At 43.1% G+C, this 24,915-nt stretch carries 24 protein-coding genes, 1 other RNA gene and 1 pseudogene; 9 read left to right on the top strand and 17 right to left on the bottom strand.

The features are described from left to right. Positions 1–19: 19 nt before the first annotated feature. Positions 20–361 (bottom strand): nitrous oxide-stimulated promoter family protein, encoded by a 342-nt coding sequence (locus MHH60_RS25710; RefSeq protein WP_076135311.1) that lies wholly within the window; start codon positions 359–361, stop codon positions 20–22. 203 nt (positions 362–564) lie between these two features. Here MHH60_RS25710 and MHH60_RS25705 point away from each other — a divergent pair, with 203 nt between their 5' ends. The 3 genes from MHH60_RS25705 to MHH60_RS25695 all read left to right on the top strand — a co-directional run bounded on the left by MHH60_RS25705 (position 565) and on the right by MHH60_RS25695 (position 4,249). Beyond that, positions 565–1,047 (top strand): RNA polymerase sigma factor, encoded by a 483-nt coding sequence (locus MHH60_RS25705; RefSeq protein WP_036687188.1) that lies wholly within the window; start codon positions 565–567, stop codon positions 1,045–1,047. Further along, on the top strand, positions 1,044–1,652 hold the full coding sequence (locus MHH60_RS25700; protein WP_076135309.1) for a zf-HC2 domain-containing protein: 609 nt from the start codon (positions 1,044–1,046) through the stop codon (positions 1,650–1,652). Before MHH60_RS25705 ends, MHH60_RS25700 begins: the two co-directional genes overlap by 4 nt. 215 nt (positions 1,653–1,867) lie before the next feature. Beyond that, positions 1,868–4,249 carry a GH36-type glycosyl hydrolase domain-containing protein gene (locus MHH60_RS25695; RefSeq protein ID WP_076135307.1) on the top strand — a complete coding sequence of 794 codons (2,382 nt, stop codon included), beginning with the start codon at positions 1,868–1,870 and terminating at the stop codon, positions 4,247–4,249. A 74-nt stretch (positions 4,250–4,323) separates the two neighbouring features. On the opposite strand, the gene MHH60_RS25690 is transcribed toward MHH60_RS25695, so the two are convergent. The 5 genes from MHH60_RS25690 to MHH60_RS25670 all read right to left on the bottom strand — a co-directional run bounded on the left by MHH60_RS25690 (position 4,324) and on the right by MHH60_RS25670 (position 10,055). Beyond that, positions 4,324–4,734: a hypothetical protein gene (locus MHH60_RS25690; protein WP_036687183.1), complete on the bottom strand. Its 411-nt coding sequence runs from the start codon at positions 4,732–4,734 to the stop codon at positions 4,324–4,326. Then, positions 4,727–5,176, bottom strand: a complete 450-nt coding sequence (locus MHH60_RS25685; RefSeq protein ID WP_076135306.1) for a LytTR family DNA-binding domain-containing protein — start codon at positions 5,174–5,176, stop codon at positions 4,727–4,729. The genes MHH60_RS25690 and MHH60_RS25685 overlap by 8 nt, the downstream gene beginning before the upstream one ends. Before the next feature lie 207 nt (positions 5,177–5,383). After that, positions 5,384–7,969 carry a metallophosphoesterase gene (locus MHH60_RS25680; protein WP_076135304.1) on the bottom strand — a complete coding sequence of 862 codons (2,586 nt, stop codon included), beginning with the start codon at positions 7,967–7,969 and terminating at the stop codon, positions 5,384–5,386. A gap of 3 nt (positions 7,970–7,972) precedes the next feature. Next, positions 7,973–9,238 (bottom strand): class I SAM-dependent methyltransferase, encoded by a 1,266-nt coding sequence (locus tag MHH60_RS25675; RefSeq protein WP_076135302.1) that lies wholly within the window; start codon positions 9,236–9,238, stop codon positions 7,973–7,975. Positions 9,239–9,263: 25 nt separating this feature from the next. Then, positions 9,264–10,055 (bottom strand): nucleotidyltransferase domain-containing protein, encoded by a 792-nt coding sequence (locus tag MHH60_RS25670; protein ID WP_076135300.1) that lies wholly within the window; start codon positions 10,053–10,055, stop codon positions 9,264–9,266. 228 nt (positions 10,056–10,283) lie between these two features. Between MHH60_RS25670 and MHH60_RS25665 the strand changes: the two genes are divergently transcribed. From MHH60_RS25665 to MHH60_RS25655, 3 genes are all read left to right on the top strand, one after another. Further along, entirely contained in the window at positions 10,284–11,597 is a 1,314-nt protein-coding gene (locus MHH60_RS25665) for a helix-turn-helix transcriptional regulator (RefSeq protein ID WP_076135299.1), read from the top strand. Further along, complete coding sequence (locus MHH60_RS25660; RefSeq protein WP_076135298.1) at positions 11,584–12,381, top strand: WYL domain-containing protein; 798 nt, start codon at positions 11,584–11,586, stop codon at positions 12,379–12,381. Before MHH60_RS25665 ends, MHH60_RS25660 begins: the two co-directional genes overlap by 14 nt. A 200-nt stretch (positions 12,382–12,581) precedes the next feature. Beyond that, a complete protein-coding gene (locus MHH60_RS25655) occupies positions 12,582–12,803 on the top strand; it encodes a helix-turn-helix domain-containing protein (RefSeq protein WP_076135297.1) in 222 nt (73 codons plus the stop codon). 141 nt (positions 12,804–12,944) lie between these two features. On the opposite strand, the gene MHH60_RS25650 is transcribed toward MHH60_RS25655, so the two are convergent. Continuing rightward, a complete protein-coding gene (locus MHH60_RS25650; protein WP_076135295.1) occupies positions 12,945–15,080 on the bottom strand; it encodes a pectate lyase family protein in 2,136 nt (711 codons plus the stop codon). Positions 15,081–15,423: 343 nt separating this feature from the next. Here MHH60_RS25650 and MHH60_RS25645 point away from each other — a divergent pair, with 343 nt between their 5' ends. Continuing rightward, the gene (locus MHH60_RS25645; protein WP_169744731.1) at positions 15,424–15,600 is read left to right on the top strand and encodes a hypothetical protein; all 177 of its coding nucleotides are present in this window, start codon (positions 15,424–15,426) and stop codon (positions 15,598–15,600) included. An 82-nt stretch (positions 15,601–15,682) separates the two neighbouring features. On the opposite strand, the gene MHH60_RS25640 is transcribed toward MHH60_RS25645, so the two are convergent. After that, positions 15,683–15,850, bottom strand: a complete 168-nt coding sequence (locus MHH60_RS25640) for a helix-turn-helix domain-containing protein (protein ID WP_081388989.1) — start codon at positions 15,848–15,850, stop codon at positions 15,683–15,685. A 172-nt stretch (positions 15,851–16,022) separates the two neighbouring features. Between MHH60_RS25640 and MHH60_RS25635 the strand changes: the two genes are divergently transcribed. Continuing rightward, positions 16,023–16,493 carry a DinB family protein gene (locus MHH60_RS25635; protein ID WP_162164288.1) on the top strand — a complete coding sequence of 157 codons (471 nt, stop codon included), beginning with the start codon at positions 16,023–16,025 and terminating at the stop codon, positions 16,491–16,493. 51 nt (positions 16,494–16,544) lie between these two features. Next, a complete protein-coding gene (locus MHH60_RS25630; RefSeq protein ID WP_076135294.1) occupies positions 16,545–16,991 on the top strand; it encodes a YdeI/OmpD-associated family protein in 447 nt (148 codons plus the stop codon). A 235-nt stretch (positions 16,992–17,226) separates the two neighbouring features. Here the strand turns inward: MHH60_RS25630 and MHH60_RS25625 are convergent, their stop codons facing one another. From MHH60_RS25625 to MHH60_RS25585, 9 genes and pseudogenes are all read right to left on the bottom strand, one after another. Continuing rightward, positions 17,227–18,543, bottom strand: a complete 1,317-nt coding sequence (locus MHH60_RS25625) for a BaiN/RdsA family NAD(P)/FAD-dependent oxidoreductase (protein WP_036687159.1) — start codon at positions 18,541–18,543, stop codon at positions 17,227–17,229. Between the two features lie 31 nt (positions 18,544–18,574). Continuing rightward, a complete protein-coding gene (locus tag MHH60_RS25620; RefSeq protein WP_081388988.1) occupies positions 18,575–19,882 on the bottom strand; it encodes an aminoacetone oxidase family FAD-binding enzyme in 1,308 nt (435 codons plus the stop codon). Positions 19,883–20,426: 544 nt separating this feature from the next. Beyond that, on the bottom strand, positions 20,427–20,912 hold the full coding sequence (locus tag MHH60_RS25615; protein ID WP_341161174.1) for a hypothetical protein: 486 nt from the start codon (positions 20,910–20,912) through the stop codon (positions 20,427–20,429). Between the two features lie 199 nt (positions 20,913–21,111). Then, on the bottom strand, positions 21,112–21,498 hold the full coding sequence (locus MHH60_RS25610; RefSeq protein WP_076135292.1) for a retropepsin-like aspartic protease: 387 nt from the start codon (positions 21,496–21,498) through the stop codon (positions 21,112–21,114). Then, the gene (locus MHH60_RS25605; RefSeq protein WP_076135290.1) at positions 21,495–21,752 is read right to left on the bottom strand and encodes a hypothetical protein; all 258 of its coding nucleotides are present in this window, start codon (positions 21,750–21,752) and stop codon (positions 21,495–21,497) included. Before MHH60_RS25605 ends, MHH60_RS25610 begins: the two co-directional genes overlap by 4 nt. A 56-nt stretch (positions 21,753–21,808) precedes the next feature. Next, positions 21,809–22,210, bottom strand: a complete 402-nt coding sequence (locus tag MHH60_RS25600; protein ID WP_076135288.1) for a hypothetical protein — start codon at positions 22,208–22,210, stop codon at positions 21,809–21,811. Between the two features lie 576 nt (positions 22,211–22,786). Further along, positions 22,787–23,151: a transfer-messenger RNA gene (gene ssrA, locus MHH60_RS25595) on the bottom strand. Between the two features lie 201 nt (positions 23,152–23,352). Next, a complete protein-coding gene (gene smpB / locus MHH60_RS25590) occupies positions 23,353–23,832 on the bottom strand; it encodes an SsrA-binding protein SmpB (protein WP_036687155.1) in 480 nt (159 codons plus the stop codon). A 758-nt stretch (positions 23,833–24,590) separates the two neighbouring features. Beyond that, a pseudogene (locus MHH60_RS25585) lies at positions 24,591–24,915 on the bottom strand (hypothetical protein); the annotation flags it as partial.

Here is a 24,915-nt window from a genome sequence, read left to right as displayed (position 1 = left end):
AATGATGTCCGGTTTTCACTTATTTTCTCAATTTATTGGGTAGCGGAATATGCCTAATCGACTCAATGGGATGATAGAGCAGCATCCACGGACCCGAAAAACGCATAACCCCTTTAATTCTTTGGCGATAATCCGGTTTGTAACAATGAACAGGACATTTGGCACAAGCTGTTTTCTCTTCACCAAACTTACAATAGGCTAACCTCTTCCGCGCATACTCATTTAATTCCTGACATTCCTCACAAAAGCCTTTATGATGATGTTTTTTCTTACAATATATACGAATCATTTTGGTAACAAGCTCTTGTTCTTTTTGAATTTTAGGACCCTCATTTAACTGCCGGTTTACCTTTGTTATCATATATGAACCCCCTTGTAACTTGTACAATAAGATCTCATGTAATTATAAAGGGTAAACCAACTGTGAAACCAGCCTTAACACTGAACCTCCTTAATTCCCTCACATACCGGGGTTGAACGCGATACTTGTATAAATCAAATTTTTTTAAAAAACTTGTAACGTTTATAGCTTTTTACGGATATATAACTTGAGGAGGTGAATGGATGCAGGACAACGAGCAATTATACAGGGAATATTCAACCCAAGTATATAAATTCGTATTTAGCTTTTGTCATAATCACTTGCTGGCAGAAGAAATCACCCAAGAAACTTTTTATAGAGCTATAAAATCGATAGATAAATACGATGGGACCTGCAAAGTATACGTTTGGCTTTGTCAAATTGCTAAACATGTGTGGTATCAGGAGCTGGACAAGCAGCGCAAGCGGAAGTCTGAGGAATTAGAAGACGCTCCTTTGGCTAACGCAAATTCAACAGAATCCCAGTTCATTTTTGCTCAGGACAAAATGGATTTATTTAAACAACTTCATTTACTTGATCCAAATACCAAAGAAGTATTATATCTGCGTTTGACCGGAGAATTCAGTTTTCGGGAAATTGGCGAAATTCTTGGCAGAGATGAGACCTGGGCAAGAGTTACCTTTTACCGTGGAAAACAAAAATTAATGAAAGGAAGATCTTCATGAAATGCGAGATCATTCAGGATTTATTACCTTCCTATATTGAAAAGCTAACCTCTGTACATAGTAACGAAGAAATCGAAAAACACCTGCAATCCTGTGAAAGCTGCCTTCAATCCTATAATGAAATGACCGCCACAGCAAATCTAAGCGCGCCTATGATTGATAAAGAGGAAGTTAACAAACTCAATTATTTTAAAAAAGTGAAAAAAAAGAATATAAAAACTCTCATTTTTTCCGTCTTATCGGTACTCATACTGGCTACAGCCCTTATTGGACTTTTTGTTATCGGTTTCCCTGTATCCTCTAAAGATGTAGTCATAGATTATCAGAAGACAAAGGACCGTTTGGAAGTTCATCTAACTTTGGAAAATGGCAAGGACCTCGTGTTCTCAGGAAAAACCAAATTTATCCGCGATGAGAATAATAATGTAATCGGTTCTGAATCCAGGTATACGCCTAGAGGTTTACTTCATAATCCCTTTGATGATGTAGGCAAAAAAGTTATGTTGGGGACGGAGATTCATACCGATCTAGATTTTCCAAACAAGTTTATTCTTGAATTCAAAGATAAAACTATGACGTTTGTTAATGGTGTTTTAGTGGAGTAGACATTGCTGCTAAAATAAAAAAAGACACCTTAAAAGGTGTCTTTCGCTTTACACCCTACTAAAAAAGTTAGCATTTTTGTTCGTTTTTTCGCTAAAATATAGGGTTATCGATTTACTAAAAGTATCTTATAATAAAATTACACATGGATATTTCACCCCTTTGTGAACGCGCGTTTATAGATCGGCCCATTAACCACTTAATAGGAGGAATGGTCATGCAATATGGTTATTTTGATGAAAAAAACAAGGAATACCTCATTACCAAGCCGAATACGCCTGCCCCTTGGGCGAATTACCTTGGCTCGCCGGAATACGGTGCGATCATCTCAGGTAACGCAGGCGGCTATAGCTTTGTAAAGTCTGGCGCAAATGGGCGGCATATCCGCTACCACTTCAACTCTAAGGACGAGCCCGGACGCTATATTTACGTGAGAGATTTGGAGAACGGGGATTATTGGTCCGGCTCTTGGCAGCCAGTGGGTAAAGATCTGGAGCAATATAAGTCGGTATGCCATCATGGAACCGGATACACGAACATCGTCTCGGATTACGATAACATCCATACAGAATCATTATATTATGTACCGCTGAACAAAACCTACGAGGTGTGGCGCATGAAGGTGCGCAATAATGACTCGAAAGCGCGCAAGCTGGCTCTCTTCGGATTTGTTGAATTAACCAACAATAACAACTATGAGCAGGATACCGTCAACCTTCAGTACACTCTGTTTATTTCACGGACCTACTATAAAAATAATATGATCCTTCAAGTCATCAATGAAAACACCCCCGAAGAACAAACCTGGAGATTCTTCGGCGCTGCAGGTGCAGAAGTTACCGCTTATGACGGTGACCGGGATACGTTCCTAGGCGATTACCGCAGTTATGGCAATCCGGCCTCTGTTGAGAACGGCCAATGCTCCAATTCATTAAATTACAATACTAACGCCTGCGGGGCCCTGCAGATTAACGTAGATTTGCAGCCGGGAGAAGAGAAAGAAATCGCATTTCTACTGGGACAGTATGATGAGAAAGGCGCTTCCGAGATTCTCAGCCATTATAAGGACTTGTCCGTGGTAGATAAAGAACTTGAAGAGTTAAAAGCATTCTGGCACAGCAAACTTAACCGCTTCCAAGTCCAGACACCAAGCGATAATCTGAACAACATGATCAACACTTGGAATGCATATCAATGCTTTATCACTTTCATCTGGTCACGTGCAGCCTCCTTCCAATACTCCGGTCTTCGTAATGGACTCGGCTATCGGGATACCGTGCAGGATATTCAAGGCATCATTCATCTGGATCATGAGATGGCCCTTGAGCGTCTAAGACTGATGATATCCGCCCAGGTTTCCAACGGCGGTGGACTTCCGTTGGTGAAATTTGACCACAATCCTGGGCATGAGGGCACACCGGATGATCCAGAATACGTGCGGGAAACCGGTCACCCCCATTATCGGGCCGACGACGCTTTATGGCTGTTCCCAACCGTCATTAAATACTTGAATGAAAGTGGCAACTGGGATTTCACAGATGAAATAATCCCTTATTCGGATAAAGGCGAAGGCACTGTGTACGAGCATTTGCGCCAGGCGCTTCAGTTCAGTCTGGATCGCATGGGCGCACACGGCATGCCGGTTGGGCTTCATGCCGACTGGAACGATTGTCTACGGCTTGGAGCCAAGGGTGAGTCGTTGTTCGTCGCATTCCAGCTGTATATGGCATTCAAGGTGTTCATGGAAATTGCACAAAATAAGAACAAGCCTGAAGATATTCAATGGGCGCAGGGCCTGCTTGATGAGCTGGACGATAACATTCAAAAACATGCTTGGGAGAAAGATCAATTCGTCCGCGGATTTACCGAAGACAACTATACCATCGGCTCCTGGGAGAATGATGAAGCCAAGATCTGGCTCAATCCGCAAAGCTGGGCCGTATTAAGCGGTGCAGCCCGCCCGGATCAGGCTAAGCTCTCCATGGACAAAGTGTATGAGAATCTGCGGACCGATTACGGCACTATGTTATTCTACCCTCCGTTCCGTGAATACGGTTTGCCAGTAGCATTGATGGCTCTTTTCAACGCCTCAACTAAGGAAAACGGCGGCATCTTCAGCCAGCCGCAGGGATGGCTCATTCTGGCGGAAACTATGATCGGCAACGGTGGGCGCGCGTTCGAATACTTCCTGAATTGCAGTCCGGCCAGCATGAACGATAAGGCTGAAATCCGCAAACTCGAGCCTTATGTCCATGGCCAGTTTGTCGAGTCCAAGGACAGCCCATATCAAGGCCGGGCGCATGTCCACTGGCTGACCGGCACCGCTTCAACCGTGATGGTCTCCTTGGTGGAAGGCATTATGGGGGTTCAACCGCAATTTGATGGTCTTCGCCTCAACCCGTGTGTTCCTTCCGACTGGACAGACTTTTCCATGGTCCGGGAATTCCGTGGGAAGAAGCTGCACATCCAGGTGGAGAACAAGAAAGGTGTACAAAAAGGGGTTACCCTTATCGTTATTAACGGTGAACAAATTCAAGGCAACCTGATCCCCGTCGCCAAAATGGCGCCAGAAAACAACGTGCTCGTTATTATGGGTTAAAGCGTATTTATGAGGAATAGATAGGAGGACGGACCGATAAGGTGCGTCCTCCTGTTTTTACAATTAGAACGAGGCTATTTCAGAATTTTATTTAACTCCTCAGCTTGTTTCCTGCTATTAATTCTGGCATAGAAATAGAAAGCTATAGTGTGCAGTATAACCGATAACAACAACATTCCAGGCAACCAGGGGCTTATGAAGTTGAACATTTCTTTTGAGAATAACCACACCATTCCCATTCCGCCAAATATACTGAAGGTCGAAGAAATCAGAATATTCCAAAGCGGTCTTAACGTGAAATAGTTCCACAACACATTGTACATCACTCCGAATATCCCCGCGGAAATAATAGCGATACCTGCAATACGCCATAGATATAACATATCAATAGATTGATCCTTGAAAAACACAGTTAACAGTAGCGTTATCCATAAAGAAGTTAAAGTAAACACCTGAAAAAATGAATTTTTTAATTGATTAACCATGATAATTCCTCCTGAAATTTTTAATATAATAGCGGCTGACAAAATAACAAGAACCATTCGTCAGAATCACTTTTATTCTTGCATTATCCGTTGCTGAGAACTCTTTTATGTAGCTGGTGTTGATTATGGTCTGATTATTAATTTTTATAAACTGAGGTGAATTCAGAACTTCTTCAACAAATTTCAATCGTGTATTAAGAAGAAACATTTCTCCCGTAATTACACGTACACTGCACATACGGCCTTCCGGCTCTATGACCGCGATTGAGCTGGATATAATCGAGACATTGCGATCATTTTTGGCGTTGATGACCACGATCCGTTTTTCCGATGTTTGTATAGCTACTTCGATATTTGCCCAATGTTCCTTTTCAGCCGGGTGGGTTGTTACTTTCGTAGTACCTCGATCCATTTCTATGTCCTCTTCAAAAATGATTTCCAAGTTGTGCTGCCTCCTCTCAGATCTCATATTATTATCAAAAAAGGCCTATGACCACTATCTTACGTTTTCTTGCATTAATTTGTCTGTTTGTTGCAAGATAGCTGTTTCCACTACCTCCCCGAACGAAAAAAACTGCCGGGACCTTCCCGACAGCCTGAACTCATTCTCATAATTGGCAAACCAAGTTTCTTCGCCTGTAACAATTCTCTACAACCTCGGGTCGATCCCTTTCTCCTTCGTTACCTCGAATAACAAGTTTGCTGCAATTTGCTTGTAGTCCTCGTTGTCAGACGAGATCTCATCCAGCTTCACTTCTAGCATTTGTCTGCCTAGCCGGTGTTCGATTAAGGACGTCCGAAGCTTAGGAGCGATATTCTTCTGCTTCATCAGCTTGGCATACTTATGTGGAAACTTGTAGTCGTACCCGTAGATGATCGACAGGTAGCCCGGATTGCGGACCTTCATATAAGGGACTACCCCCTGCTGTTCTTGCTCCGGTTTGATTACAATTCCCTCCATATGTTTCTCTACCGTTATCTTTGCGAAATATTCCTCTGCTCTGATGTAAGCATCAGGCTCTTTCAAGTCCAGAACCAGAAATTCATCATCATTTAAGAACCTGTATAGTTCCGAGGTTTTGCCGTCAGGTAACCGTTCATCGCCATTCTCCAGCACTTCCTTCAGGATTGCAAAAGGTTTGTACGCTAATTCCGCATCACCTGCATACAACTCCAGTTGCTGTTTGTATACTCGGTAGGCTTCCTCACGCTGGTCAAGATCTACATACGATTCTCTTATGTCACGGACATGCTTAAAAGTCTGGTAAACATGAGACCCATAGTTGTTGTTAAGCGCCTCTTTCGACAAATGGTGCTGGTCTTGTTCAAAGCCGCTTGCTTCAAAATCCTGTATCAGTTTACCCAGTGACTCCTCAAATCCATATTGTCTTAAGAAATCCAGCTCTGTCTCCAGCGACTTGCCAATCGGCCGGAACTGACGCTCAATTAACCCATCCCCAAGCGCTTTCCATGGCAGAAGCTCGCCATCCAGTAAAAGCACACGGACCCCCTGCTCAGCCATATAGGTTCCGAATTTATGAAGCAGCTGTTCGTAGATAGGCGTCAGATCGACCGCCTGAACCTTATAGCCGTTCCGGCTAATTGCGTAACACTGCTCTATATCCCGATAAAGGTACACACTACAGCGTGATCCCATATATTTAGGCTGCAGGACGACTTCAGATATACGACGCTCGGCAAAATAATCCAACCCTTTTCGCAGAGACTCAAGCTCACCGGCAGCCACATCCTTATCCGCAGGTGACATCGTCCCGGAGATGAAGTTGACCCGGTTCTGCGAGGAATACTGCAGTCTGCGCACAGACTCGTAATCAAGCTCCAACAAGGATACGGTTGGCTTTTCCCGGAACAGGATAGGTAGCTCTTCGTGCACCGTAGTCACATGCGATTTTTGACTTTTATAGAAAGGTTTAAATGACATGCGAACAGAAGTTAGTTCATTACCCTGCGCACTCCCTGTGTCGAGGTGGAGTTTGTTTTTGATCCGAAAAGTCTGCTTGGCTGCAATATGTCCGAAGAGATGAAAGGGGTGATTACTAACAGCCTCTTGCTTTAGGAAATCAAGCTGTTCCTCAAAGGAAACCTCACGATCCAGCCGAAAGTTACGCTGATGGCGTAGTGAATTCGTATCCAGCTTACCAATGTACTTATTACGGCAAGGAGCATGAGTAACATAAAAAGAAGGACCTTGCATACCGATATAGCGGTAAAAGGGCTGGGATTGCTCCACTAAATCCGAAAATTTACTAAAAAGCGCGGGGTCCTCCTTAAGCACTTGGGTGGAATCAAAGTACGTTCTTAGCAGTTCCGGATCGGTTCCTTGAATCTCCCCCTTTACGTACTTGTATACAAAGTTCTCGTGATTGCCCATAACAAATAGGAAATACTCGCGGTTATCAAATAAGAACTCAATCGTCTCCCGCGTTTTTTTACCCTTATCAATCCAGTCACCAGCAAGAATGACTCGTGTGTTACTAAGCTTATCTGTTGCACTTAACTTACCTTCGTGCTCCCGGTAGCCGTAATTACGTAATAGTCCCTGAAGCTCTTCGACACACTCATGAACATCCCCAACCACAATATATTCTTGTGCTTGTTGAAGTATCGTAGATGCGTAAGTATCCCAATCCTGTATAATCACCCGGTAGTCCGGGTTAGGTATCCCTTCACCCTCGAGAATAAAATCTTTAGCACGCACTTTATGAATCTTGTTGTAACCTTCCCGTGACAGAACAGGCAGGACTTCTTTTCTGAGCCGGTTTAAATGATTGGAGATCAGCTTCTTCGAGCGCTCCGAGACGTAGTAATCCTCCCGTTTACGGTAATCAAACAGAATAACCTCCAGATTGTAATTATTTTGCCCGGCGATCTCACGGACTTTACTACGATAATCTTCGGATAGCCCAATGGTATCCATCACCACAAACTCCGCATTAATCGGAAAAGAAGTGACTAACTTTAATTTCTCAAACAATAATTGAAAGGTATGCGAACTGGCCTCCAGCATAACCTGATCATACTTATCATAGTCGTAGCCCAATATCTCCTGACGGATACTATCCGAGGATAAGTACTGCACATTCGTACGTAAACCTTTGGAGGCATCCTCTAGTTTTAACTGCGGGATCAGAACTTCTTTAGCAAAAGTTGATTTCCCGCATTCCGTTGCTCCTACAAGCAGAAATATGGTATGTACACGCGTTTGAATTTCCACTGTCTATTCCTCCTTTCTTCGCACAATAGCGCATTGCGTCGTACGGATCTCGCCAACCCGGTCACCAACCATCAAATATTCGACCTCGACTGCTAAACCTGGAATCGTATCCAAAACCCATTGCCCGAACGCTTCCTGTCCCATTTCCCACTTGTGATCCTCATGCCGGAATCCTTCCAGCTCATAATAACGATTGAAATCAGCATTCGGTGTGGTCACAATAAGCTGTTGAAAATTCACATTACCGATTATCTGTTGAATAAGCTCTACCGCTTCACCCTCACTCATGTGCTCTACAACTTCTGTTAGAATCACATCAACCTGCTCCCCGTTGTACGACTCCAGAAAATGGTCCAGTGAGCCAAAGGTTGCAATGTTATCAATGTCCTTTGCTTTCGCTTTCCGGTTCACAACCTCCAGCAGCTCCTCGGCTATATCTACCGCATAATAGGTACTTTCTATTTTCCCGGCAAACGGTATCGCATAGAAACCTTCTCCGCAACCGATGTCCAGAATCGGCTTATTGAATGGAAGCACACTCGAAATAAAAGCACGCCGCTGCATCGCAGTACCGCCATACTCCAGCCCAATAGAATACTGGTCCGTTTGTTCGATAGAGGCTTTATATCGCTTGAACCGTTCCTTAGAGGTAAGGAAATTCCTTGCAAATAGACTTCTTATATAAAAAGGTGCATCAATGACGTTAAGGCTACGGATATATTTATCCAAAATAGCATCCGAAATATCTATGTACTCATCCCCAAATATGGATAAGAACAAGGACAGCACACCAACAACATGTAAGAGGTGATACAAGCTTTTATGTGTGGTAATCGTCAGCGAATAGCTCTTATGTGCCTGATGCTGTAAGGAGAAGGTATATCCCTTTAAATGCTTTTGGAAAAATTCAATATAGTGCATCCGCTCAACCTGAACCATATTAATGAAAAAAGAATGCTCATATCCTTCCGCATCCCGTTCATCCTGGGCTTTGAAGGGTGTAGCGAAAAACTCATTGACCGCATTAAGCGGAAATAGAGGTGTATTAAACCGGGAGACATTTAAATACTCAAAGCTCTCGCTTCCGTTCTGCTTGTAGGATATATCGTTATCTGCATCCTTAAAATAAACGTTATAAGTTGCCTCATCAGAATACCATCCATAAGCCAATCCCTGACGAACCGGACGAAGCTGCATACCTGTCACTGGATTTTTTTTAATTAAAAAAGTGAAGTTTGGATTCGTAGATTTCAGTTGTACAATAGCCACTACCATCTTCCTCCTATCAATCTTTCTATAGGGCCCGTCCCCATACTTCCTGTAAAGCTTCTCGAAATAGAGCATCCAGCTGATGATCTCTGTTGTTCTCCTTAGCATTCAAGGATGCCGCCACCTTATCCAACACTTGGAACTGTTCTTCTAAATAATCGTTAATCGCGGTTAGCTGCGGCTCGTAGTCTAGTTCCTCACCGGATTTTTTTCGTGCCAGCAATTGCTGAATCACCTGCCACAGCTCTTCATCCTGCGGAATAAGCCGCTCTACCAGTACATCGAACTCCATCGGCGGCATCTCTCCATATCGGTGAGTCCATTCACAGGCTAGAACGGGACGAAGTACATAAAAGTACTTTTTGATCTTGACCTGTTCGCCTTGCAAATAATCACGGTAGTTCCCTCTTGCCATGTTTAAGTAATGGTACATACAAGACTTAGGCGAAAATGTGTACGGGGAGATGCTTCTAAGCTTCTCTGCTATACTGTACTTTTCTGCATATTGAATGGGTGATTGCAGCCACTCCAGCAGCGGTGGATTAGACTTCCGGAATAAATTCAGTGCTTTCCGCAAATCCCAGCCATTGATATCAAGCATATTGTCAATAGGACGCTCGATCACATCCCGCTTATCAAAAATAGATAGGTACCATTCCGGTTTATGCAGATAAATAAATCTCACATCATAATCACTGTCCTGCGATGGGAATCCCCACGCCCGGCTGCCTGATTCACAGGCATACAATATTGTAACTTGCTCCTCCTGTTCAATCTGTTCCAGCTGCTCACGGATAAGCTTGTTTATAGGATCCATCTTCACCCCTCCAGATCGGTTACTCCCTATTCTCTACCCTTGGTACTATTCGAACGCCTCATCAGAATTGCTTCGGCTTCATGGATCTATCTTCGCTCATCTTCCCTGTAACGAACAGGGCGAAAGTATGGCGGCAGCCAAAAACACTTCCATTTTATTCAACTCTGGTGCTTAATATAATGAGTACTACTATTTCTAATGGATTCGCTACAGGCTGGAGGAATACAAATGGCCCGGGAAAGTTTTGACAAGGAGATTCAATTTCTTCGCATGCTCTCTTTAGCGGGGGGAGCTTACAGCAGACAGCAATTCGCCGATCGTCTCGGCATTTCTGTACATACCTATGACAAAACGCTGCGCAACCTGAAGGGCATGGTAACCGTCTTACAACAGGACCTGCCTACAGAACAAGGAACAGAACTCTCTGAGTGGCTCCGCTATAATTACTATGAATCTGCCGACCCGCTGCTCCTGTTCTTGTTCCGGGCGAAGTCGCTTAAGGAAACGGAGAGCATCCGGCTTACTCTATTATTAACTGCGCTCCAGACTCGGGAGCTAACGGCTAAGGATTTACAGGATGTCTGCAGTGAGCAAATGCCAACCCATTATCCAATGCCTGATGAGAAGACCATCCGTGGAGATCTGAAATACCTTGAGGAAGTTGGCGTTATTCTTCGTGTAAACGAAGGCCGCCCTTATCGATACAAGGCTGCTAACGATCTGATTGATCAATTATCCGGCGATCAGCTCTTGGATCTTTACGACTATGTTGATGTCATCGCCAACACGCAGACTCCTTCTGTGCAAGGTTACCTGCTGCGCGACACTTTAAAAAAGGTTCTGCGGAAGCGGGGTTATAACCTCGAAGCTACGGAAACCCATAGATACAAATATAATTATCATTCACGTATTCTTGATGAGGCACACCTATATACGATATTTGCAGCGATTCAGCAACGAAAAAAAATCAAGTTTCTATATCTATCCCCTAAAAAGGGCAAAAACTACGCCTCTCAGAATACCAATCCTCTCTTTGAGCGGGAAACAAGGGGCATCACAGAAACCGTTCTTCCGCTCCGCGTCATCTATGACCATCAATATGGGCGCTGGTATTTAATCGGACATAATTCAAGTATGGGCATCATGAAATTCCGAATGGAGGGCCTTACTCAAATTGAGGAGGGCGACACTGTGGAAGAAGCAGAGTTTGCTCAGAAACTCAGCAATCTGGAAGAGCAGATGACAAACAGCTGGGTTATAGATACCACCCGTGCGATTAAAGTGGTGGCGAGATTTTATAACCCCAATCGCCCGGGTGTTAATTTTATTCGGGAGCGGGTTGAAGCGCAGGGACAGTGGGGAGTAATTACGGAAGAGTCCGATTCTACATTCCTTTATGAGATCACAGTGAATGGTATTTATGAAATTAAGCCGTGGTTACGAAGCTTTGGTTCGAGCTGCGAGGTATTAGAACCCCCTTGGCTGCGTAAGCAATTTATCGCGGAGTGGAAGGAGATTCACAGCTATTATGAATCCATTTGAGAAAATATTTAACTTCCAAATCATCTCACGCCTCGACGAAGTGGGTTCATTAGCGCTGACCTCCCAGGAACGTTCCTGGCTGAAAACCATGTTAATGCACCCGGCCTCAGAAGCAGCTTTTACACTGGATACCTTAAGTAAATTGAACTCCATATTGGAGGCAGAAGCGTCCACAGAAGTGCAGGGAATTATTATGGAGAAAGCTAAAAGCAAAGAGCGGCAGGTCTATCATCCAATGCTTCGTACACTCCGCCGTATAATCATGCAGAATCAAGCGATCCTTATTACTTTCCATATTAAGCATGGAGGCCAACGAACTGACCGAACCGGGTTCCCTCATAAGCTGGAATACAACATGTATAAGCGGGAGTGGTATTTGCAATGGTACAGCACCCGGCAACGTTCTCTTATGTCCACTAAACTAAAAAACATTGTTTCTGTTGAAGTAGCTCCCTTCCCTGCCAAACGGATTGATGACTTAAAAGCAAGAATAACGCGATTATTAGAGGATCAGAAAGAATGTGCATGGATTCAAGTCATTCCCACCTTTAATGCTGAGCTGTCCCGAATTCTGTACGCCTTTTCCTGTTTTGATAAATCCGTGTCCTTTGATGAAAATTCGGGCATCTATCGAATCAAAGTCATCTACATGAGAGACGATAGCGAATTCCTATTGTCCAAAATCCGTTTTCTTGGCCTCCGCGTAAAAATCGTCGAGGGTGAGCATCTTAAGCGGCGCATGCTGAAGTCGGCAGCTATGGCGATTGACCGGTATGGGGAATAACCGAGAATTAGTATAGGCTGGTCAACTATCCTGAAGTGCTGGAACTTGCTTATATAGTAAAGTAATAGACACGGTTAAGATGTCTTTTACTTTACTTACAGCAGCTTTCTTAAAAACTGAGAGGTTTATTCTCATGAAAAGAAAATCCGTCTTATGCGTATAGTCAAGATGAAAACTCAGAGTTAGTGAGGGGATTAGAAGTGGGAAAGAGAGTTATAGTAAAAATATCAGAATTGACCAAAAAACATAAGATTTCCCTACGAGAATTGTCCAGAATATCCGATGTCCGACATGCCGCATTAAGTGAGTTAGCTAATGGAAAAAGGGAGAATACTAACTTTAGTCATATAGGAAAAATTGCAGAAGCTTTAAATATTGAGGATATTCGTGAGATTATTGATTTGGTTGATGATAAAGATTAATCAAATCAACACAAAATTGATAGTTTTTCAATCGACAACAACTCAAGTAATAAAATCATAAGAAAAAGCAGAAAAGCGACCCCTACAGGTCGCTTTTCTGCTTTTCTGATACTCCATATTATAGTCGAGGCAGTCAATTCCCTATTCCAGCTTCATATAATACAGATTCGCCGTACTATCTTTTGTAATGGTATGTGCACCTGCGGCTAGAGAGACAGTAGCAATGCCATTGGTTATAGGATAACTTGTTCCATCTACTTTGATTTTCGTTCCCTCTGTGTTGAACACTAGGGTTAGCGTTGAAGCTTTAGCAGCAGTGAATTGAATGCTGGTTGCACTCTCGATTTTTAGACATTGGGTTAGAGATAAACCCTGATATGCCACAGTTCCCTTACTTGTTGAGAGATTGCCTTGGATATTGAAGAAATTGCTTGTTGTTCCATCCGTAGTAAAGTTGTGAACGGTCGCTCCCGCTGTCGGCACTGGCGTTGTCGTCGGTGCTGGAGTCGCTGTTGGAGCTGGGGTCGCTGTTGGCACAGGAGTTACTGTTGGCGTAGGTGTTACTGATGGAGTCGGAGTCGGGTTCGTTGGGTTTGAATTGCCCCCTACAGAGACAAGTCCCGTTGTGTAGCTTCTGATTGCAGACATCAGCGCTGTATTCAGCGCATACGAAACGTCATCCACTGAATCATTAAATTCCCATGTGAAGTCTCCGCCATTCAGACGTCCGGCTTTTGCCATAACAATCTGTTCAACATTACTTACGTTATCAATATTAGATACGTTCACTCCTGTATTTACGCTCGTGTCGAAGTTGTTATAGGCTGTTCCGCCTTTTAATGCTTTGTATGAGCTTGGGACGGTTTCATTTCTTGACGAAGCTAAGTAAGCATCAAATGAGGTAACATTCGCAGGAGCTGTCCCTGTGTTTGAATTCGCATAGATGAGACTTGAAGCCTCTACAATAAGATTGTTATAGGCTTTAATTAAACCTCCATTTTCGCCTGAGAACGTGCCCTCCCCTAAAGCATCTGTACCTTGTAAGGAGATCATCATTGGAAACTTAGCATGTCTAAAATAATTAGATTCTACAAAAGCTGAAGCACCTGTAGTAACACCCACACCGTATTTGGAGATACCATCGAAAAAGTTGTTATAGATATGGACGGATGCCACTCTAATCCGCGGATGACGGGAGTCCGAATGGTCAAACCAGTTGTGGTGGAAGGTAACAAAAAATTCAGCCGGCTCACTCAAACCAACTAACGAAGATTTTCCGGAATCCCAGTAATGGTTGTAAGAGATTGTAATATAGTTGGATCCATTTTTAAGGTCTGTGGAACCGTCGCCCTTGGCTTGGTCTGCATCGCCTCCAGCAGCTCCATAAAAAATATCATTATTATGCACCCAGACATTCATATTGCCGGAATCCATTGAAATGCCATCGTCGGGGAATAACATTACACCCAGGTTTCTTACTTCCACATTACCTACATATCTTAGAAGCATTCCCCAACCGTATGCGTAAGCATCATTTCCGATACCTTCAATAGTAATATTCATTTCCGAATAATTGTTTTTACCTTTGACTTCAAGATACCCACTGCTGTTAAGCTGTCCACTCAGATCAGCAGCTGTAACTTTTCCGATAATTCGGATCGCAAGTGGAGTTGTATCATAACCTTTTTGTCTCAGTGTCAGAATACCACCCAGGCCAACCCCTGTTTGTACAGCGCCGGAGCTGTTGATTTTCACACCAAGGGTTACGGTTTGCGCATTCTGAGAGGTTATATACAGCACTTGAGCACCATTCTTGAGGGTTCCATTCTCATTATAAGCCCCTGATCCTGTACCATATTGCGAACTAGTCGAAAAAGCAAATCCTGAGCGGTCATATGACGTTACGGATAGTGGATTTGAAACCGCACTTACCATCCCACCCCCTGACAAGGTAGCTTCAACTTTCATCACATAATTACCGGCTGCAAGCCCAACAGCATCTGCTCTCCAGTAGGAAGAATATTTGCGGATTAACTCATTATTAATTTGTTGATACCCAGAATCCGCTGCACTTGCCAATTTAACATAAACGTTATACCCTGTCGCATTGCTTACAGGTGACCATTCCACATATGCCGTTTCATTCCAGCCTCCACTGCCTGTTACCGCAAGACCAGCAGCATGCACCACCGTATTTGTCCATCCACCTACTATTAAAGAAAGAGCAAGAGAAAACAACACAACAATACTGGTTACCTTTGCAACTCTTTTTTTCATTTTATTTCCTCCCGATTTTAATTTGTTGCAGATATTATTGTAACCGCTTGCAAAAAATGAAGTTTCTCTTTTCACCTCCTAAATATTTAGAAAGAGATCCTGCATCTAGCCCCTGTATCCCTTCGAAAATAATACAAATTCTGGAACCAGAACACGTTCAACATATCAAAACTAAAAAAGGTTCCGAAACAATCATTTACTCATATCTCCCATATCTAACCGTGTTCTGAGCTAATGATTATAGGACAGCGAATGGATTGTGATCATACAACACGAATAGCCACACAGTAGCCAGCACATAATAAAATTCACAACCATTAGGTAAACAAGGAGGAATTTTCAATTGAGCGCAAATAAACCAGACAAGAATCTGATCAACACTGTAAAAGATTTGGAAGCTACGCCCGTAAACAGCCTGGAAGCCCAACAGCAGCAACAAGCCCGTAATGATCGCCGCAAGCAGTCTCAGCATGACAGCGACGGCAAATTCACGGAAAATGAAACCGGGAACTTTCATTAAAGTCGGGGATAATGTTGGCATCTTCTTTTCAAGCCGCAATAACGTAAAAAGACACCTTTCAAGGTGTCTTTTCTTTTACTACCTATGGAGCCGCATCATAATGTATTTTCCTCTGATCAATACGTATCAACTGCTCATCCTGTAATCCAAGCAATGATTTTGTCACGGTCTCACGCGCCGTTCCTGTCATATCCGCCAGGTGTTGATGCGTTAATTTCAAATCGATTAGAACACCTTCATCAGAGGGCACTCCGTGCTGTTCTGTGTCATTAAATTATGATGTGACATTTTTACATTTTATGGGTTTATGATTGAGCATATTTCACAATTTTTCCAAATGCACCATCGTAAAATGGAAGGTTTTGTTGCTGAGAACAAGAATAAAGTTAAGATTCTAAAATTCAAGAAGTGAGTTGATGAACATGAGTGATAAGATGGTGGCTGTTTTAAGAAGACAGTTTGATCCAACCGTAGAAATGCTGAAGAATCTTATCGAAGTATGTCCTGATCATTTTTGGAAGAATGCCAAGCATAAATACTGGAAGCATATATTCCACGCTACAACCAGCATGAAATTTTGGTTTAGGCAGCAGAAGGATGAAGAATTCAAAATACCTGACTTCGGTAAAGATATAACAGAAGACTTAGATAAGGAGTGCTCTGACTACCCTACTAAGGAGGAAATGACGACGTACCTAGAGGAGATATTGAGTGTGGCTCGTAATTTTTTTGATGAACTTACTGACTGCAGATTATTGGAACCATGTGTACTATACGAAGAAATAACTAAAACTGATGTTATCCTCATGCAGATAAGGCATGTTCAACATCATATAGGTTATTGCAACAGCATATTGAATTCGAATCACCTAGAAACAGCAAAGTGGCTATGATAAAATGAGTGACCGAAATCAGCTTCTTTACCACGAGGAGTGTTATTTATTATGGTTTATGAATTTGATAGTGAGATAAAGCTGCTGGAAGGTAAAATGAAATGGAAAGTAGTCTATTTCCCCTATTCAGTAAGGGAGATATTCAATACTAATGGTAAAGTACCTGTTCAAATCTCTGTTGACGGGCACGAATTTGACCATACTTTATTGCCGTCAAAGAATGGGCATTATTTTGTTTATAACGAATTTATTCGAAGAGCATTACAAAAAGAGCTCGGTGATACATTACATATAATACTTAAGAAATGCGAGGAAAATCGTAAACTGATTGTGCCAGATTACATTACTACAAACCTTGAAGAGTACCACATGCTGAATACATTTCTAAACCAGCCTGATTACATTAAACGAGAGCAGATTAATTATATTGAGCTTGCTAAAAAGGAAGATACAAAAAATAGACGAATACTAGCTCTAATTGATAAACTTAAGGATTAATAAAGGGACTACAATAAAGTTGAGGTAAAATGAAGACAGCAGAGTTAAGCAACGAATATTGATAATTCGCTAAACCCCAACAATCATTTTTAAATGAGCACCAAACTTTAAAAAATCACAAAAAAGCGATGAGAAACAATCCTCATCGCTTTCACTTAATAAAACCAGACTTGTTACAGCAAACCTCTGCCATAGTAATAGGTGATCGTTTAAGAGTCAGCAACCATCTGCCCCCTTACGTGGTGCTAGCACGTCGATCAGCAAGCGCCATCGCGGCGGCATAGCCGGAGCTCCAGGCCCATTGCAGGTTATAGCCGCCGCAATCTCCATCGACATCCATCACCTCACCTGCCAAATACAGTCCAGGGACTAACTTAGATTCCAACGTTCCTTCGGTTAGCTCCGTCGTATCGATGCCACCGGCTGTTGTTTGTGCATTAGTAAAGCTATTGGTATCGGTCACTTTAAATTCCCAACGCTTCAAGATTTTATAAAATATTTTTTTTGTTTTCCACGAAAGATCCTGACAAAGCAGGTGCAACTGTTGATCAATTCCAGCCTCCTTCAGCAGAACTGGAATCAGTTTCTTGCTGACGATACCTATAAGGGAATCGGCAACCGTCCGGTGTCCGAAGATCCCCCAGTGGATCTCCAGAAAATCAATTAACTCTTCCTCCGTGCGCTCCGGCATTAAATCAACCGACAAGGTCACCGATTCTCCTATTCCGAGATTATACGCAGCCTTTCTGCTGAGCTGAAGTATGGGCGGGCCCGAGATACCATAGTCCGTAAAAAGAATCTCACCAGACTCAGTGCGGATGACTTCATTATTTACGATAACATGGGCCTCTCCCTCAAATTTGATGCCCGATAGTTCCTTCAAATACGGATAATCCAGCTTCAATTGTACAATGCCTGGCACCGGGTTGATCAAGGTGTGCCCCAGACGTTGGACAAGCGTATAACCGGAGCCGTCCGTTCCCGTTTTGGGAGCGGTAAGGCCGCCTGCACATAGAAAAAGATAGTCGCTGGTATACACAACCTGTTCCTCTGTCTCCGTCTGGCAGGTTATCGCGAACCGCGGATGTCCCGCCGAAACGGTAACATCCAACACTTTATGTTTATAATATACGGGAACATTCCGATCCTCCAGCGCCAGCTTAAATACACCCGGCACCGAAGCCGCCTGCAGCGACATCGGATACATCCGGCCATTCTCCAAGCTTACAAAAGGAAGCCCGAGCGAGGAGAAAAATTCGATCGTTTGGCGGACACCGAATTGCCGCAATACATGTATTGGGAATCCTTCCTGATTACTGTGATACTTGCGTGATAAAGCGGCCGCTTCATCCGTACCGGTGGCGGTGGATTGGTTCGTAATGTTGCAACGCCCGTTACCCGTCGTTATTATTTTCTTCCCAAGCCGGTCATTGCTTTCAATAATTGCTGTATCAATACCTTGATCCCTCGCTGTAACTGCAGCCATTAGACCTGCAGCACCCCCACCGATAATGAACAGCTCGTGGTGCTTAGAAGTCTGATCCTTATACATGTTAATTGATGCATCCCTTTTCCTAATAAATTTATTGAATTGACTTAGCTAGCGCCATGGCGGCCACATATCCGGAACTCCAGGCCCATTGCAGGTTATAGCCGCCGAAATCTCCGTCCACATCCATCACTTCGCCAGCCAAATACAGCCCAGGCACCAGCTTGGATTCCAGCGTTCCTTCGATAAGTTCCGACGTATCAATGCCGCCTGCTGTCACTTGCGCATTCGTAAAGCCATTGGTATCCGTCACTTTAAATTCCCAACGCTTCAAGATTCGATAAAATTTCCCCTTGGTTTTCATCGATAGATCCTGGCAAAGCAGCTCGGGCTGTTGATCTAAGCCAGTCTCTTTTAATAGGACAGAAACAAGCTTCTTATTGAAGATGCCAACAAGGCAATCCGCTACAGTCCGGTGTCCAAAGGTCTCCCAGAGCCTTTCTAAAAACTCAACCAACTCTTCCTCCGTGCGGCCCGGCATCAGATCAACCGACAATGTTACCTGTTCTCCTCTTGCAAGATGATACGCAGCCTTCCTGCTTAGCTGAAGAATTGGTGGGCCGGTAATACCATAATCCGTGAAGGCAATTTCACCCTGTTCACTGCAGATGACTTTACCGTTCACAATAATATGAGCTTGTCCCTGAGATTTGATAGTGGACAGTGCCCTCATATTCGGATATTGCAGCTTCAATTGCACAATCGCCGGCAAAGGCTTAATCAGGGTGTGTCCCAGACGTTCGGCAAGTGTATACCCAGGAGGTTCTTTTCCCGCATTTGGACCGGCAAGGCCACCCGCAGATAGAAGTAGATAGTCGCTAGTATAAACAACCTGCTCCTCTGTCTCCGTTTGGCATGTTATCGTGAAGCGCGGATGATTCTTCGAAACAGTAACATCCAACACTTTGTTATTGAGGTACACCGGAACATTCCGATCCTCCAGCGCAAGCTGGAAAATATCCAGCACCGCTGCTGCCTGCAGCGACATTGGATACATCAAGCCCTCCTTCAATCTTGTAAGCGGAAGCCCGAGAAAAGAGAAAAAATCTATGGTCTGACGGATGCCAAATTGCTGCAATACCGCAAGTGGAAATCCGGCCTGATTACTGTGATACTTGCGCGATAAAGCAATTGCTTCATCTGTACCCGTTGCAGTGGATTCATTTGTAATGTTACAGCGGCCATCACCTGTCATTAATATCTTCTTTCCAATCCGGTCGTTACTCTCCAGAATGGCAGTATCGATACCCATATCACACGCAGTAACAGCGGCCATTAGTCCGGCAGCACCTGCGCCGATAATAAACAGCTTGTGGTGCATAGAAGTCTGATTCTCATACATGGTTGATCAATGCATCCTTTATTCCAATTTTTCTAAAAGCACAGAAGCACTTTATTAAATTATAGCATAAGTGTACTGGTTTTCATTTATCTCCTTATTTACTCATCACATCTTAGGTTAGCCTTTTATCCCTTGACTGCAATTTAGTCCATAAACAAGAAAAAAACCGCTTTGTCAGCGGGTCTTTCGAATAGAGCCTAGGAGAGTCGAACCCCTCTCCGAAGATAACGGCACATAAGCTTCTACGAGTGTAGTTACAGTTTTGAATTCCCCTAGAAGCATTCTAACCAATATTTGATAAGTCATTCTGATTAAGGAGACTGATCATAGGAATATCTCCTTAGTATAGTGATGCAATTATATAAGTTAATCCTGAATATATCGGTTCTTAACAGCGCTTCTTCAATATGCAGAAAGTACCTTTGGCGCTACAGATGATGGCTGGATCCAAGCAACAATTATGACCACCAACCACAACGTTGAATGAAGAACGATGAACCTTATGTATACTACCAGAAGGTTTACTAAAGTTCTTTTATAATTGCTAATTCCCTGCAGAATCAAGATACGCTTCAGCTTCTTCTATCGATTCGTACAAGTTTGCAATATCTTTAAACATACGATTCATTTGCGTTTTGTAGAAAGCTGTAGGCGCAACATACACCCATTTGTGTTTTGTAGAGATTCCAGCTTTCACAGCATCTTCACCAGTTGGAGCAAGAATCGCCATCACCTCTTGCTTAAATACCAGGCCACCAGTGATTACAGTCATACCTGTAAACCCTCGCTTAGTTTTCTTCAGTACTTTCGGAAATTGTTCTGCGTACGCAAAGGCATCCTCAACTTCCATACCGTCCGATGTAACAATAATTCTGTTTTTGTTTTTAACATAATCAATAGTAAAACTCATAATAGTAATTCCTCCGAATATTTTTGCTTTTGGATGCTTAATGCCATAATTTAATCTTATATCAGTTAGAGCTCTTATAGATGTAGTTTCGGAAAATATGCCACTAATTATTAACTTCAAAGTGAATATGTAGACAACATGTCTACAAAAATGAATATATTAGTTCCTCATAATTCCTTGTCTGCCTTCGGTCTACAATTCAAGTTCTAAACAGCAAAAAACCCGCCAATTCAGCGGGTTTACACGATGGAGCCGAGGCGTGGACGTACAGAGCCACAATTCGACGAGGGGTGCTGCTGGAGTTGTATGAGATAGCCGTTTAGCAAACGTCAGTTTTTAGCTGCATTTCTCCAGTGTCAATCACAGCCCCTGCTTGTTTCAAAAAGTTAAAGCCGAGGATTCCGTCGATTTCCATGCCATAATCCATGTTCCCGATTTCAACTTGAAAATCCTTAAGTATTGCTTCATCGACTATAATCGAGTCCAGGTATTTGGTGTACACATACTCCACACCACCTACACCCCGTATAATATCAACGATATCATTCCCTTCAGGGACCATACCTATTTCTTGTACAATATCCGCATTCAAAAGTGTGCTGGCTGAACCTGTGTCAAGCAATACCTTCTCCAACTTTAATTCTCTCCCTCTAAACACAACTGTCATGCTTACAAAGGGAAGCCCATAGCTTTCTGTTATATTCATCTGGGCCCTCTAATCCCGACATATCGTTCTCGCGCTACAACCTCAGGACGGGAGGTGTGAAAGAAACAATACTCTCTGTGAGGGTCATCCTGGTGCAGTTCACTATACCGCTTCAATGCTTTGGTAGAGTCCTCATAGGAGTCGATCACGGACATCTCTTCAATAAAACGCTGGCCTTCCTTAGAATAGGCCTTAGTCGCCTCAAGAACGACCCATTCATTAGGAAAACGCTCCTGAACTTCATCCCATCGCATCTTGGACACCTCCGGTTAAATAATTACTATTATTATAGCATATCGGGTGGTATCTTCTAAACCAGAATCATACCTCCGCCTGATCTTTGGAGCTCTTTTATAAAGCGGTATCCCTCGAGAAATCCAACCACAAATGCTTCCTCTTCTTCAAGACCCTGTTCTTTGCTCATAGCCTCCTCCATGAATCCGTACAATTCACGTTGAGTCTCGTTTAAACTACCGTGTAGGCGATCGATTGGATAAGATGAATCATCGTTAGCTTTTCTGATATGCGGATTGTTAGAACGCGTTCCCCATATCTCAAGATGTCTTCTGGCAGCTACCTCGCTCAGTATTTCTCTCATTCCATCAAGATAGGCATTTTCTAGTGCTGCAAATTCAGACAACGTTTCTCTTTTCTTCGAAAAATGCTTTCCCACTGTGTCCATTCTTACCATTGATATACGACAAGCTCCCATTCCCTATCCCCCTTTCAAATCTACAATACTAGTCTTTCCTATTTGCTAGATTTAAAACAGCAGGAACAACATAGAAACCTCTATAAAAAATAGAACAAATGTTCTTGTTTTTCATTGATAATTTTGCTAATATATTAATAGAACTTACCAAATAGAGGTATACATCAAGATAACATCAGAAGTAGGTAACTTTTAATACGATCTAAGCCTAAAAACCTTTATGTATATTAGGAGGGAACTACAAGTGTCCAAATTTTATTACTACAACAAATATACTGATAACAAGGGTAATCATGAGGTTCATACAGAAGACTGTTCCTATATTCCCAACTCAACAAATCGAATTTTAATTGGTTACGAAAATAATTGTCAATCTGCTATTCAACGAGTCAAAAAAGATACAAACAAATTAAATTATGATGGTTGCTACTTCTGCTGTAAGGATTGTCACACAAGCTAACCAACGCTAGTATGCTTTTCAATTTCATGAGAGATAGAAAATGTAACCAACCGCAAATTCTCCTTTTTACTCTACACAAAAAAGCGACCAATTAAGGTCGCTTTTTCTAAAACTCCATATGGAGCCGAGGGGAGTCGAACCCCTGTCCGAAGATAACGGCACATAAGCTTCTACGAGTGTAGTCACAGTTTTGATGTCACCCGAGTATCGCCCCGTAACCGGCTATACGTTGGGTCAGCCTGATTGTCTTCTTCAGCTCACCGCAGGCGGAGATGAGACAGCGTATCCCACTATTTGTTAGCCCCTATCCCTGTCACATGGGCGATGCAGAGTAGAAGCACGCACACAGTTTCTTAGGCTGCGAAAGCGTAGTTGTTTTGTTGTTTGCCGTTTAATAGGCTTTAGCGTTGATGAAGCGGACGCGTCCCCACTACTCGCTACTCATGCTCGAACTACCCCCGTCGAATCCAAGAACGGCCCCTCATTAAAAAGGGCGCTTCGGATCAAGCGGATCTTCCAAGCAAGAGAGATCCAATCTACAGCTTCTTATTCAAGAAAACTGTAACGAAGCAATAACTAACTTACTTACTCAGTATAGCACATTTATCAACACTTTAACACGTGGGTTAAAGGAATTGAAGGTTGAAACTGGAACTCATTTGAATCGTCTAGTTCTCCCAGATTATCTGGCGATCTTTTGCTTATCACGCAGTACACGCTGGATATCACGTTGAGCATCTCGCTTGGCAGCCGAGTCACGTTTGTCATACTCTTTTTTACCTTTACCAAGACCAATCAGCAGCTTCGCATAGCCATTCCGCACATAAATCTTAAGTGGCACAATCGTAAACCCATCTCGCTTGGACAAGCCCAGCAGTTTATGAATTTGCTCCTTATGCATTAACAATTTACGTGTGCGTGTGGGATCAGTAGGATTGGCACGGTTACCTTGTTCAAAAGGGCTGATATGCATGTTGTGAATCTGAATCTCACCATTGCGGATCGTAGCAAAAGCATCTCCAATATTAGCGCGGCCATTACGCAGCGACTTGATCTCTGTACCCGTCAGCACCAAGCCAGCTTCATAAGTATCCTCGATAAAATAATCATGGGAAGCTTTCTTGTTCTGGGCGAGTACTTTCCCGTCTGCTTTTTTACCCATGAGAATCACTCCTTGAATCATATTCATAAGTTAAAGTAACCATGTCTGTCTAATCTTAAACGACACAGCCATCGAACGTCTGATCTATATTGTAACAAATGGAATCTAGTGAGCGCAAGGAACCTTCCACCAAATATACCTCACCTAATTTGTCATATAGTTGTCAGTAACATTACCCAATATCTAGCATTTGTTACAAAAAAGCATTAAGCTGAGTTGATCTGGAGTTTTTCAGCAAATAGCGATGTTACCCTTTTACTTGTGCGCCTTAATTAACAGATAGTTATCCACTAATCTCCACATATCTATATCCATCTACCCTAATTACTTATTACCTATTTGTTCTCAATTATCCGCTTCCCCCTACTTGGATATACATCTATTCGACGCCTATTCAAATAGTGCCACTTTTACCTATACTGTGCCTATCCTCTACCTATCCTATCCTCTACCTATTCACTTGCTATCACCTACGTTTTTCTATATATAAATGTATTTCGTGCAACTATTTAAGCCTTATCACCGCCAAAAAACTAATTAGTTGCAGTTTCTGCAGCTAAAAAAGTGAAATCAGACCAATTAGAGGTAACTCATCAGATTTAGATGTACAAAATGCAACTAACTACCACTTTTACTACATAACCCAAATTTAACTGCACATAGTGCAATTAACCAAGTTGATGATTAGTTAAAAAGCACCGCCCCAAGAGGGACGGTGCTAAGTATCGTTATAGAGTTACGCAACGCGTAACCGTCATTTATTTCTTTTTACGCTTACGTGGTGCTCCTTCTGGAGCGCCTCCAATATTGTCACTTCGTTTAGAAGTGACTTGCTCAGACGTCTCTACGTTGCCTGGTGTCACGGACTGGCCGATGAACACGCCGCCTTTGGTTTTCCTTTTGCGGCGGCCTTTGCCTGTAGGAGCGCCGTTACGACCTTCTCCACCGCCAAAGTTACCCCCGCGATCCTCGCGGCTGCGGAACTTCGTGCTGCCGTCCACGCCCCGCGCTTCGCCGCCGGAGGAGTCGGACGCAGGAGCGCCGTATCCGCCTTTGCCGGAGCCAAAGCCGAAGCTGATGCCG

The sequence above is a fragment of the Paenibacillus sp. FSL H7-0716 genome (assembly GCF_038002705.1).
GTDB classification, from domain to species: domain Bacteria; phylum Bacillota; class Bacilli; order Paenibacillales; family Paenibacillaceae; genus Paenibacillus_AQ; species Paenibacillus_AQ odorifer.
The sequence above is the reverse complement of the archived record's forward strand: the minus strand, read 5'-3'. Positions and strand labels throughout refer to the sequence as shown.